The organism is Bradyrhizobium sp. (genome assembly GCF_035484855.1).
Lineage (GTDB): Bacteria > Pseudomonadota > Alphaproteobacteria > Rhizobiales > Xanthobacteraceae > Bradyrhizobium.
This window is the reverse complement of the sequence record NZ_DATHOP010000264.1, coordinates 1-12,731: the sequence shown is the minus strand read 5'-3', so window position 1 is coordinate 12,731 and position 12,731 is coordinate 1. Positions and strand designations below refer to the sequence as shown.

Genomic DNA, 12,731 nt, shown 5'->3' with positions numbered 1-12,731 from the left:
ACCCTGCAATATTCGCACAACATCCTCAAGATTCTGGCCAAGGCCCGCCACGAGGATCGGGGCATCGGCCTGGAGCCCGACGCCAAGAGCCAGGTCACCCTGGTCTATGAGGACGGCAAGCCCGTCCGCGCCGCCTCGATCGTGCTCTCGACCCAGCACAAGGAAGGCCTGACGCCGGCCGACGTGCACGAGATCGTCAAGCCCTACATCCTCAAGGTGCTGCCGGACGGCTTCATCGACGCCCAGACCGAATGGCACGTGAATCCCACCGGCAACTTCGTGATCGGCGGGCCGGACGGCGACTGCGGCCTGACCGGCCGCAAGATCATCGTCGACACCTATGGTGGCGCGGCCCCGCATGGCGGCGGCGCGTTCTCCGGCAAGGACCCGACCAAGGTCGATCGCTCGGCCGCCTATGCCGCGCGCTACCTCGCCAAGAACGTGGTGGCGGCGGGCCTCGCGGATCGCTGCACCATCCAGGTTGCCTATGCGATCGGCGTTGCCGACCCGATGTCGGTCCTGGTCGACACCCACGGCACCGGTAAGGTCGACGAGAAGAAGCTCGAAAAGCTGCTGCCGCAAATGTTCCGGCTGACGCCGACCAACATCCGCCGCTCGCTCGAGCTCAATCGCCCGATCTACCGCCGCACCGCGGCCTACGGTCATTTCGGCCGCGCGCCGGAAAAGGACGGCGGCTTCTCGTGGGAGAAAACCGACCTCGCCGCCGCGCTGAAGCGCGCGGTCTAGTCGAGTAGTCGCGTATGCTGCCGCGACATATTTAAGCCGTCATGGCCGGGCTTGTCCCGGCCATCCACGTCTTATCTCTTGATGCGGCGAAGTCGTGGATGCCCGGGACATCTAGTGCGAAGACGCGCTTCGCACTTTTGCCCGGGCATGACGAAAATTGAATTTCAGTTCGGTGGCGCGATTGGCGTCTACCGGTCGATGACATAGGAAGAAATCACATGACCGCCACCGCCAAGAAACCCGCCTTCACCGACTACATCGTCAAGGACATCTCGCTCGCCGAATTCGGCCGCAAGGAGATCTCGCTGGCCGAGACCGAGATGCCCGGCCTGATGGCGACACGCGAGGAATACGGGCCGAAGCAGCCGCTGAAGGGCGCGCGTATCGCGGGCTCCCTGCACATGACGATCCAGACCGCGGTGCTGATCGAGACGCTGGCGGCGCTTGGCGCCGATATCCGCTGGGTCTCCTGCAACATCTATTCGACCCAGGATCATGCGGCGGCCGCGATCGCCGCCGCCGGCATTCCCGTGTTCGCGGTGAAGGGCGAGAGCCTCGCCGAATACTGGGACTACACCGCAAGAATGTTCGACTGGCACGGCGGCGGCACCCCCAACATGATCCTCGATGACGGCGGCGACGCCACCATGCTGGTGCACCATGGCCTGCGCGCCGAGCAGGGCGACGTGAAGTTTCTGGACAAGCCGGAATCGGAAGAAGAGGAAGTGTTCTTCGCGCTGATCAAGAAGCTCCTGAAGGAAAAGCCCAAGGGCTGGTTCGCCGAGATCGCGAAAAACATCAGGGGTGTCTCGGAGGAGACCACGACCGGCGTGCACCGGCTCTACGAGATGGAGAAAAAGGGCACGCTGCTGTTCCCCGCGATCAACGTCAACGACAGCGTCACCAAGTCGAAATTCGACAACCTCTATGGCTGCCGCGAATCGCTGGTCGACGGCATCCGCCGCGGCACCGACGTCATGATGTCGGGCAAGGTCGCGATGGTCGCGGGCTTCGGCGACGTCGGCAAGGGCTCGGCCGCGTCACTGCGGCAGGCCGGCTGCCGCGTCATGGTCTCCGAGATCGATCCGATCTGCGCGCTGCAGGCGGCGATGGAAGGCTATGAAGTCGTCACCATGGAAGACGCCGCCCCGCGCGCCGACATTTTCGTCACCGCCACCGGCAACAAGGACATCATCACCATCGAGCACATGCGCGCGATGAAGGATCGCGCCATCGTCTGCAACATCGGCCATTTCGACAACGAAATCCAGATCGCGCATCTGCGCAACCTGAAATGGACCAACATCAAGCCGCAGGTCGACGAGATCGAATTCCCCGACAAGCATCGCATCATCCTGCTGTCGGAAGGGCGCCTCGTCAACCTCGGCAACGCCATGGGCCATCCGAGCTTCGTGATGTCGGCCTCCTTCACCAACCAGACGCTGGCGCAGATCGAATTGTGGGCCAACAACAAGGACGGCAAATACGACAAGAAGGTCTACGTGCTGCCGAAGTCGCTGGACGAGAAGGTGGCGCGGCTGCATCTCGCCAAGATCGGCGTGAAGCTGACGACGCTGCGCAAGGACCAGGCCGACTATATCGGGGTCAAGCCGGAAGGCCCGTTCAAGGCGGATCATTACCGGTATTGAGGCCCTTTCGCCGGCCACATAAATTGGCACTACCTGTGTCAAAAAGTACTGGATACGGCCGGCGCGGGCGGGTATAAACTGCCGCTTTCCGCCGACCGCGATTGGTCGTGCATGGCCGGCGCGGCGGCAGTTGCGGAGACCACGATGTCCTCAGAACATTTCGACGTGCTGATCGTCGGCGCCGGGCTGTCCGGCATTGGCGCGGGGTTTCACCTGCAGCAGAAGTGCCCCGGCAAAAGCTACGTCATCCTCGAGGGCCGCGACTGCATCGGCGGCACCTGGGATTTGTTCCGCTATCCCGGCATCCGCTCCGACTCGGACATGTTCACGCTCGGCTATTCGTTCAAGCCATGGACCGAGGCCAAGGCGATCGCCGACGGACCGCGGATCCTGAACTATGTGCGCGAGACCGCGGCCGACAACGGCATCGACAAGAAGATTCGCTTCCATCACCGTGTCAAGCGGGCGTCCTGGTCGTCACCGGACTCGCGCTGGACGGTGGAGGCCGAACGCACGGCAGGCGAGGGCGCGGTCGAAACCATCAGCTTCACCTGCAATTTCCTGTTCATGTGCTCGGGCTATTACCGATACGAGGCAGGCTATACGCCGGAATTTTTGGGCCGCGCCGATTTCGAAGGCCAAATCGTGCATCCGCAGAAATGGCCCGAGACTCTCGACTATGCGGGCAAGCGCGTCGTGGTGATAGGCTCGGGCGCGACCGCGGTGACGCTGGTGCCGGAGATGGCGAGGAAGGCCGCCCACGTCACCATGCTGCAGCGCTCGCCGACCTATGTGGTGTCGCGCCCGGCGCAGGACCCCGTCGCCAACAAGCTGCGCGCGCGGCTGCCCTCAAAGCTCGCCTATCTTCTGATCCGCTGGCGCAACGTGCTGTGGGGGATGTATTTCTTCCAGCTCTCGCGGCGCAAGCCCGATCGGGTCAAGCAGCTGATCCTCGGCGGCGTGCGAATGGCGCTCGGCCCCGACTACGACATCGCCACGCATTTCACGCCGCGCTACAATCCCTGGGACCAGCGGCTCTGCCTGGTGCCCGACGGCGACCTGTTCAAGTCGATCAAGGAAGACCGCGCTTCCGTCGTCACCAAGGAAATCGACAGCTTCACGAAGGGCGGCATCAAGCTGAAGGACGGCAGCGAGTTGCAGGCCGACATCATCGTCACCGCGACCGGCCTCGTGCTGCAGGTGCTCGGCGGCATGGAGGTCGTCGTCGACGGCCGCACGGTCGATTTCGCCAGGACGCTGAACTACAAGGGCATGATGTATTCCGATGTGCCCAATCTTGCGTCCGCATTCGGTTACACCAACGCGTCGTGGACGCTGAAATGCGACCTCACCTGCGAATATGTCTGCCGCCTGATCAATTACATGGACCGGCACGGCTACAGGAAATGCATGCCGCACAATGTCGATCCCTCCATCACCGAATTGCCGTCGCTGAATTTCTCGTCCGGCTACGTGCAGCGCTCGGTCGCGCAAATGCCGAAGCAGGGCTCGAAGCGGCCGTGGCGACTCTACCAGAACTACGCGCTCGACATCGTCACCTTGCGTTTCGGCAAGGTCGATGACGGGGTGATGCAGTATTCCTGACGCGAGCAGGTCGGGTTCTGTGCCCGATCATTCCGGCAATCCGGCCGCCCGCAGCGCTTCCGCATAGGTTCTCGCCATGGATTTCAGGGGAACCGGTATCCGCGTGAGAAACCCGGAGATGGTCAGTTTCGGCTCGACCGTCAGCAGTTCCTGCACGACCTGCGCGGCGCGGTCGCGTTGGCCGACCTTGACAAGGGAAACCGCCAGCGCACGCAGCGCCACCGCGTAACGGCGATTCTGGACGAGCGCCTTTTCCGCCCAGCTGACAGCCTCGGGATAGTTCTCGTCAATGATAGCGGCAATCGCCAGCGCGCCCGACATGAACCAGCCGCGCGGATCGCGCGGGCTGAGCCGTCGCGCGCGCTCAACCATCTCGCGGCCGACAGGCTGATTTCCGCGCATCGTCTCAATCCAGCCGCCCAGCGCCAGCGCCATGGCGCAATTCGGATTGATCATCAGCGAGCGGCTGAACATCTCGCGCGCGGCATCTCTTCCCTCCAGCGCCATGTTCCAGATCGCGAAGGCGGCCATCCACAACACCTGCGCGTCGTTCGGCGCCAGCTCGACGGCGCGCCAGGCGAGCCGCACGCCCTTGGCGCGATGCGCATCGTCCTGCGGCCAACCCTGGAAATGGCGCTGCGCATGGCAATAGGCGGCCGCCGCCATCGCGGGCGCGTAGGTCGGATCGATCGCCAGCGCCTGATCGAGGCAATCGAGCGCCGCCGCCATGCTGTCGACGGTGAATTCATTTTCGAGTCTGTAGGCGCGCAGCAGCAGGTCGTAGGCGTCGAGTTCGTTCGGCCGGTCATGCTTGTGGCGCTCGATCTCGGCGAACTGCAAGGTCGGCTCGATCGCCGCAACCACGCTTTCCGTGATCCGGTCCTGCAGATCGAAGACATCGTTCAGATCGCCATCGTAGCGGTCGGCCCAAAGATGAGCTCCCGACCTTGCATCGATGAGCTGCCCGCTGATCCGTAGCCGCTCGCCGCCGCGGCGAACGCTGCCTTCCAGCACGTAGCCGACGCCAAGCTCACGTCCGACGTCACGCACATCGACCGCCCTGCCTTTGTAGGTGAACGATGAGTTCCGGGCGATGACGAACAGCCCGCTGCAGCGCGACAGCGCGGTGATGATATCCTCCGCCATCCCGTCGGCAAAATAGTCCTGTTCGGGATCCCCGCTCATATTGGTGAACGGAAGCACGGCGATCGCCGGTCCCTCCGGGTCGGCCATGCGCGGCCTCACATTATCCAACACCCCTTTCAGCGCAGGTTCGGACTGTGAACCTTCCTGCACCACGCCGACGAAGCGGAAACCCTTGCGCGGAAGGGTCTTGATCAGTCGCTGTTCCTCACCATTGTCGCCGATCGCCGCGCGCGCCGAGTTCACGCGGCTGCTGAGCGTCGCCTCCGAGACGATGCGTCCCTGCCACACCGCGGCGAGGAGGTCGTCGCGGCTGACCACACGCTCCCGAGCCCGAATGAGAAACTCCAGCAGATCAAAAACTTGCGGCTCGACGGCAACAAAGACGCCAGCGCGGCGCAATTCGCGCCGGTTGGTATCGAGAACAAAATGTTCGAACCGATACAGCAAAACCGGGTCCCGCTCGCAGGTGCCTCCAGCCCGAGCACAACAGCTCTACCACAAAACTGATGACCGTCTGGAGGATAAATCCAAGCCATCTCCAAGCGGGATGCCTTTCGTTCAGGTCACTGTTGCCTAGATACCGGCTTGGGCGAGACTGGCCTACCGAGAGTTGAAGTCCGCGCCACAGCCGGCGGATGAGGCATTTCCCGCCAAGCATCGAACCCAGGAGATTTACCGATGGACAAGCCTGAACTTTCTGAAGAAATCGACCTGCGCCGCCGCCGCTTTTTTGGCACGGCAGCCATCACCCTAGCTGCCGCCCAGTTCGCATTGAGCGGCTCCGCCGAAGCGCAACCTGGCAAGGCAAAGCCAGCGGATCTGCCCAGGACCAAGCCCGGTACGCATACGTCGTTCGGTCCGCTGAAGCAGATCGATGCCGGCCTTCTGAATGTCGGATACGCCGAAGCCGGTCCCGCCAACGGTCCTGCCGTCATTCTTCTGCACGGCTGGCCCTACGACATCTACAGCTTCGTCGACGTCGCGCCCTTGCTCGCGTCGGCCGGTTACCGGGTGATCGTCCCGTATCTGCGCGGCTATGGTACGACGCGTTTTGCTTCAAGCGAAACGATGCGGAACGGCCAGCCGTCGGCGGTCGCCGTCGATATCGTCGCGCTGATGGATGCGCTCAAGATCGAGAAGGCGACGCTTGCCGGCTTTGATTGGGGCGCGCGGACGGCCGATATCATTGCGGCGCTCTGGCCGGAGCGCTGCAAGGCCCTGGTCTCCGTCAGCGGCTATCTGATCGGCAGCCAGGAATCCGGCAAGCTGCCGCTGCCGCCGAAGGCAGAACTCGAATGGTGGTACCAATTCTATTTTGCAACGGAACGCGGCAGGGCCGGCTACGACAAATACCGGCGCGACTTTTCCAGGCTGATCTGGCAGCAGGCTTCGCCGAAGTGGAATTTCGACGACGCCACGTTCGATCGCTCGGCAGCGTCCTTCGACAACCCGGACCATGTCGCCATCGTGATCCACAATTACCGCTGGCGGCAGGGCCTGGCCGACGGCGAGCGGAAATATGACGACCTGGAAAAGCGGCTGGCCGAAAGTCCTGTGATCACCGTGCGCACCATTACAATGGAGGGTGATGCCAACGGTGCGCCACATCCGGAGCCCAGCGCCTACGCCAAGAAGTTTTCCGGCCGCTATGCGCACCGGACCATCAAGGGCGGCATCGGGCACAATCTGCCGCAGGAGGCGCCGCAGGCCTTTGCCGAAGCCATCGTCGACGTCGCCGAAAGTTGATCGGCGCTTGCGACCTGCGGACTGGTGCATCCAGTCCGCAGGCGATCAAATCGTAACCATTGTTCACCCCGGACCAGAAGTATGGCATTTGTGCTGGTTCGCGCGCTTATCGCGGGGGCGGATAAACGGAGTTCGCAAGATGGGGTGGCTTTGGAGCTTCCGCCCAGAAGCTGGGGATTCAACGATGACGATGCGCAATATCTCGGTCCTGGTAGTGCTGGCAATCATCGTGCTTGTTGCCGTTGCGCAATTTGGCCCGTCGCTGCTTTTCGGCAAATAGCCGAACCGTGTCATCGGGTGTGCGGCCAGGCCGCTGCCTGCGGCTTGACGCGGCCATGCGTTGTTTCAGGTATTCGCGGTTTTTGGCGAATCGGCCATCCTGAGCGGACGGTTAACGCCGTATTAATCGGCGACCCCTAGGCTCAGGCGGCCGGGGCTTTTAGACAGCATGGGGAAGCCATGGACGCCCAGAAGATCGCCATCGACGCCGTGGTCGCGCTGACCGACTGCGACCGCGAGCAGGTCACCGCCTTCATCCGCAGGCTTTATCTCGCCGGCGTGAAGGACCCCAAGCGCCTGACCTTCAAGGGCCTGCAGGCGCTGGCGCGGGGCTGAGGCCCCGACGCCGTACCTTTTCCGGCGTCGTTATTTTCTCTCTTCGATCGAAGGCGTGACCCCGAGCGACGCTCGGGGCAGCGATGTTATCGAAGCGGCGCCGGCTACGCGGCCGGCTTGCCGATCGAAACCTTCAGGGTGCCGACGCCGTCGACGCCGCATTCGATCTTGTCGCCGGGATTGAGCTGGGAAACGCCAGCCGGCGTTCCCGTCATGATGATGTCGCCGGCGGCGAGCGCCACCTGTTGCGACAGCTGCCAGATGATTTCCGGCACGTTCCAGATCAGTTCGGTAAGGTCGCCCTTCTGCTGTTCGGTGCCGTTGACCGTGAGCCAGATTTTGCCCTTGGAGGGATGGCCGATCTTGGCGGCCGGCTGAACGGCGGAGCAGGGTGCCGAATAGTCGAAGGATTTGCCGATTTCCCAAGGCCGTTCCTTCTTGCGCGAGGCGATTTGCAGGTCGCGGCGGGTGAGGTCGATACCGACCGCATAGCCGTAGACATGGTCGAGCGCCTTGTCGGCGGGGATGTTGAGGCCGCCGCTCTTCATGGCGACGATCAACTCAACCTCGTGATGCAGGTCCTTGGTCAGCGGCGGATAGGGGATGGTGGCACCGTCGGGCACCAGCATGTCGGCGTGCTTGGCGAAGAAGAACGGCGGCGCGCGCTCGTCATTGCCCATCTCGCGGATGTGTTCGAGATAATTGCGCCCGACGCACCAGATGCGGCGAACCGGAAAGGATTTGGTTTCGCCGACGACGGGAAGCGAAGGCTGCGGCGGCGCAGGAATGACGAAGGATGTGGCGTTCATGAAGGGCTCTCGGCGGGGGTTGGAGGCTGCAAAGGCGGGGTAGCTTTACGCGGTTGCGCTGATCGGCGCCAGCGTGAGCGGGCCGGCATCGCGGTGCTGGATGCGGAAGAACGAGGCATAGCGGCCGCTGCGGCGGAGCAGGTCGTCATGCCGGCCGCGCTCGACGATCTCGCCGCCCTCGACCACCAGGATGGCGTCGGCGTGCATGATGGTGTGCAGGCGGTGGGCGATGACGATGGTGGTACGATTCTGGCACAGATGCTCGATCGCTTCCTGCACCTGCTGTTCGGATTCCGAATCCAGCGCCGCGGTCGCCTCGTCGAGCAGGATCACCGGCGCGTTCTTGATCAGCGCGCGGGCCACCGCAACGCGCTGGCGCTGGCCGCCCGACAGTTGCGTGCCATGCTCGCCGACCGGGGTGTCGTAGCCGAGCGGAAAGCCCATGATGAATTCATGCGCGCAGGCCGCCTTCGCCGCGGCCACGATCTCGTCCTGGGTGGCGCCGACCTTGCCGAAGGCGATGTTGGCCGCGATGGTGTCGCGGAACAGATAAACGTCCTGCCCGACATAGGCGGTCTGCTGGCGCAGCGAGCGCCGCGACACCGCCGAAATCGACTGTCCGTCGATCAGGATCTCGCCGTCGCCGATTTCGTAGAACCGCAGCAACAGCGCCAGCACCGTCGACTTGCCGCCGCCGGAGGGGCCAACCAGCGCGGTGACCTTGCCCGGCTCGGCCACGAAGCTCATGCGGTTGAGCACCGGTTCGTTCGGCCGGTAGGCGAAGCTGACATCGCGCAGTTCCACCCGCGCCTCGGTCAGCCTCAAGGCCGGCTTGTCGTCATCCAGCGGCTCGCTCGACGGGCTGTCCACGATCTCCAGCAGTTTGCGCGCGCCGATCAGGTTGCTGTTGAGCTCGATGTTGAGCCGCGCCAGCCGCTTGGCCGGCTCATAGGCCATCAGGAACGCGGTCAGGAACGAAAAGAACTGGCCGGGGGTGGCGCCCATCGCCACCACGCTGTAGCCGCCATACATCAGCCCGCCCGCGACCGCGAAGCCGCCGAGCGTCTCCATCAGCGGGCTGGCGCGGTTGGACACCCGCGCCATCTTGTTGGCGTTGTACTCTACCGATGCGATGCTGGCGTCGATGCGCTCACGCATGGTCTGTTCAAGCGTGAACGCTTTCACGGTGCGAATGCCCTGCAGCGATTCCTGCATGGTTTCGAGGATGTCGGCGGTGCCGGTGAACTGGTTATGCGCCAGCCCCTTGATGCGCTTGACCAGCTTGCGCAGCACCAGCATCGCCGGCGGCGCCACCGCGAAACCGAGCAGCGCCATATAGGGGTCCTGCATCAGCATCACCACGACCAGCCCGATCAGCAGCAGGAAGTCGCGACCGAGCGCGTTGATCAGCAGGTTCAGCACCTGCGTGACCGAATAGGCGCCCGAGGTCAGGCGCGCCAGAAATTCCGACGAGTGCCGCTCGGAGAAGAAGCCGACGCTCTCGTTCATCAATTTGGCGAATAGCCGGCGTTGATTGTTGGCGAGGATGGCGTTGCTGATCTTCGACAAGATCACCTGGTGGCCGTAGGTCGCGATCCCCTTGAGGATGAACAGCAGGGCAGTTATCCCCGACAGGATGACGATGCCGCGCACATCCCTGTCGACATAGGCCTTGTTGATGACCTGGCCGAGCACATAGGCCGACAGCGCGGTCGCGCCCGCCGATATCCCCATCAGCACGAAAGCGAGCAGATAACGCCGCCAGTAGGCCAGGCCCTGTTCGGAGATCAGGCGGCGAATCAGGATCGCAGCGCCATAGGGATCGTCGGTGATTTTCTTCAGAACTTCGGTCATCCGCGTTCCATTGACGGCGCTGGGCGATCATCGCCCGCGCGTCAGGGGCTTGAGCGAGATGTCTCCTTGCCTACAATAGCATGGTTTTTCAAGTCCAAATCAGGACTTGCGCCGGATGAGAATTTAGGCCGACACCGCGTGCTGCTGATCAGCCTGGCGCTCGTGGAACAGTTTTTCTTCCCACTGCAGCGCGTGTCGGGCGATGGTTTCGAGATCGTCATAGCGCGGCGTCCAGTCGAGCACGCCGCGGATGCGACTGGTGTCCGCGATCATGGTCATGATGTCGCCGGGCCGGCGCGGGGCATACTGGACTGCAAAGTTTCGTCCGCAGACGCGCCGTACCGCCTCGATGGTTTCCAGCACCGAGTAGCCGCGGCCATAACCGCAATTCAGCGTCACCGAAGGGCTGCCGCCGCGCAAATAGGACAGCGCCGAGCGGTGCGCCTGCGCGAGATCGCTGACATGGATGAAATCGCGAATGCAGCTGCCGTCGGGCGTCGGGTAGTCGGTGCCGAACACGTCGATCTTGGCGCGCTGTCCGGTGGCCGCCTCGACCGCGATCTTCAGCAGATGCGTGGCGCCGGCGGTCGCAAGTCCCATGCGCGCTTGCGGATCGGCGCCCGCCACGTTGAAGTAACGCAGCACGACATGATTCATGCCGTGGGCGGAGGCCACGTCATGCAGCATGATTTCGGTCATCAGCTTGGAGGAGCCGTAGGGCGACAGCGGCCGCGTCGGGGCGCTTTCGGGGACCGGCACCTGCTCCGGATTGCCGTACACGGCAGCGGTCGAGGAAAAGATGAAACGGTTGATGCCGCACTTCACCGCCACGTTGAGCAGGCTGCGCGTGGTCATGGTGTTGTTGCGATAATAGGCGAGCGGATCGCGCATCGATTCCGGCACCACCACGGAGCCCGCGAAGTGAATGATGCTTTCGACGCCGTGCGCCGATATCACGCCCTCGACCAGGTTTTCGTCGGCGGCGTCGCCGATGAACAGGGGGGCGGATTCGGGCAGGAATTGGGAAAAGCCGGTGGACAGGTTGTCGATCACGACGACGTTCTCGCCGGCTTCCACCAGCGCATGAACCGTATGACTTCCGATATAGCCGGCACCGCCGGTGACAAGCACGCTCATGAGTCCACCCGTCTCCCCCCATGTAAGGACGATGCTATCCGGCGGCGGGTGAAGAGGTGGTTTCGGCTGATGTGAACTGGCCATTATGCTTAATGTTGCGTATAGGAACCGGCGAAACGGAGCCTGACTTGGCCATCGAGAGCATTTCCGCTGACCATCTGCAGCTGATTGTGCCAAATCTGCACAGGCGCTATTCCGGCGTCACCGCGACCAACCGCATGGTGGCGCCGAAACTCGCCCGGATGTTCCGCGCGGCATGGCTCGGTCCCGACGCGCCCGACGGCATCGCGCGGATGGGTCTTTCCGATCTCTTGAAATTATGGCGCCGCGGCACGCCGCTGATCTGGCACGCCCGGCGCAACAACGAGATGATCGCAGGCGTGCTGCTGCGATCGCTCGGCTGGCCCCTGAAACTGGTGTTCACCTCGGCGGCGCAGCGGCACCATAGCTGGATCACCCGATGGCTGATCCGGCGGATGGACGCCATCATCGCCACCAGCGATATTTCGGCCTCGTTCCTCAAACGGGAAGCAACGGTCATTCCGCACGGTGTCGACACCGACACCTATGCGCCACCCGTCAATCGCGCGGCGGCGTTCGCGGAAAGTCGATTGCCCGGACACTACGCCATCGGCTGCTTCGGCCGGGTCCGCGCGCAAAAGGGCACGGACGTGTTCGTGGACGCCATGTGCCGGCTGCTGCCGCGCTATCCTGATTTTTCCGCCGTTGTGGTCGGCGGAATAACCACGGAGCAGACCGCGTTTGCGAGCGAGCTGAAAAAGCGGATCGAGGCCGCGGGCCTCGGGTCGCGCATCGTCGTTACCGGCGAGTTGGAGATCGCCGACGTGCAGCGCTGGTACCAGCGGCTGACGATCTACGCCTTCACCTCGCGCAACGAAGGTTTCGGGCTGACGCTGATCGAGGCGATGTCGGCCGGTGCGGCGCTGGTGGCCTCGCGCGCGGGCGCCGCCGAACTCGTGGTCGAGGATGGCGTGACCGGCGTGCTGACGCCGCCCGGCGACGTCGACGCGCTGGTGGTGGCGCTGGCGCCGTTGATGCGCGATCCGGCAGCCGCAGCAGCGATGGGGCAGCGCGGACGCGCGCGGGTGCTCGTGAAATTCAGCCTCGATGCGGAAGCAGCTGGGATAGCCGAGGTCTATCGCAAGCTTTGATCGCGCCGGGTCAGTCTAGAGCCCCGTTTCGATGGAATCGAAACGGGGCTCTAGATTCTTGTTTTGACGCGTTTTCTTCACGCGAACCGATGACCACTTCGCTCGAAAACGCTCTAGCAGTCTGCTGAAAAAGCCCTCGTCAGGGCCTACGGTTGATGATTCAATGTATATCATGAATCGTCGGGGGCTCGCATGCGGGGCAGTTTTACGGATCAGGGCGGGTTGTTTTCGTACATCTCGCCGGAGACGCG

The 12,731-nt window shown here is 63.3% G+C and carries 10 protein-coding genes; 6 read left to right on the top strand and 4 right to left on the bottom strand.

Going from position 1 to position 12,731, the window contains the following annotated elements; genetic code table 11:
• The 3 genes from metK to VK804_RS29785 all read left to right on the top strand — a co-directional run.
• A partial coding sequence (metK, locus tag VK804_RS29795; protein WP_325751866.1) for a methionine adenosyltransferase occupies window positions 1-747 on the top strand: 747 nt, incomplete at its 5' end.
• A 218-nt stretch (window positions 748-965) separates the two neighbouring features.
• A complete protein-coding gene (gene ahcY / locus VK804_RS29790; protein WP_325751865.1) occupies window positions 966-2,396 on the top strand; it encodes an adenosylhomocysteinase in 1,431 nt (476 codons plus the stop codon).
• Window positions 2,397-2,540: 144 nt separating this feature from the next.
• Complete coding sequence (locus VK804_RS29785) at window positions 2,541-4,001, top strand: NAD(P)/FAD-dependent oxidoreductase (protein WP_325751864.1); 1,461 nt, start codon at window positions 2,541-2,543, stop codon at window positions 3,999-4,001.
• A gap of 27 nt (window positions 4,002-4,028) precedes the next feature.
• Here the strand turns inward: VK804_RS29785 and VK804_RS29780 are convergent, their stop codons facing one another.
• The gene (locus tag VK804_RS29780) at window positions 4,029-5,594 is read right to left on the bottom strand and encodes a winged helix-turn-helix domain-containing protein (protein ID WP_325751863.1); all 1,566 of its coding nucleotides are present in this window, start codon (window positions 5,592-5,594) and stop codon (window positions 4,029-4,031) included.
• A gap of 231 nt (window positions 5,595-5,825) precedes the next feature.
• Here VK804_RS29780 and VK804_RS29775 point away from each other — a divergent pair, with 231 nt between their 5' ends.
• Together VK804_RS29775 and VK804_RS29770 are read left to right on the top strand one after the other, a co-directional pair.
• Window positions 5,826-6,893 (top strand): alpha/beta hydrolase, encoded by a 1,068-nt coding sequence (locus tag VK804_RS29775; RefSeq protein ID WP_325751862.1) that lies wholly within the window; start codon window positions 5,826-5,828, stop codon window positions 6,891-6,893.
• 459 nt (window positions 6,894-7,352) lie between these two features.
• On the top strand, window positions 7,353-7,508 hold the full coding sequence (locus VK804_RS29770) for a hypothetical protein (RefSeq protein ID WP_325751861.1): 156 nt from the start codon (window positions 7,353-7,355) through the stop codon (window positions 7,506-7,508).
• Between the two features lie 104 nt (window positions 7,509-7,612).
• On the opposite strand, the gene VK804_RS29765 is transcribed toward VK804_RS29770, so the two are convergent.
• The 3 genes from VK804_RS29765 to galE all read right to left on the bottom strand — a co-directional run bounded on the left by VK804_RS29765 (window position 7,613) and on the right by galE (window position 11,308).
• Window positions 7,613-8,317, bottom strand: coding sequence for a fumarylacetoacetate hydrolase family protein (locus VK804_RS29765; protein WP_325751860.1), 705 nt, complete (start codon window positions 8,315-8,317; stop codon window positions 7,613-7,615).
• 45 nt (window positions 8,318-8,362) lie between these two features.
• Window positions 8,363-10,171, bottom strand: a complete 1,809-nt coding sequence (locus tag VK804_RS29760; protein ID WP_325751859.1) for an ABC transporter ATP-binding protein — start codon at window positions 10,169-10,171, stop codon at window positions 8,363-8,365.
• A 123-nt stretch (window positions 10,172-10,294) separates the two neighbouring features.
• On the bottom strand, window positions 10,295-11,308 hold the full coding sequence (gene galE, locus VK804_RS29755) for a UDP-glucose 4-epimerase GalE (RefSeq protein WP_325751858.1): 1,014 nt from the start codon (window positions 11,306-11,308) through the stop codon (window positions 10,295-10,297).
• 128 nt (window positions 11,309-11,436) lie between these two features.
• Between galE and VK804_RS29750 the strand changes: the two genes are divergently transcribed.
• Window positions 11,437-12,480, top strand: coding sequence for a glycosyltransferase family 4 protein (locus VK804_RS29750; protein ID WP_325751857.1), 1,044 nt, complete (start codon window positions 11,437-11,439; stop codon window positions 12,478-12,480).
• Window positions 12,481-12,731 lie beyond the last annotated feature (251 nt).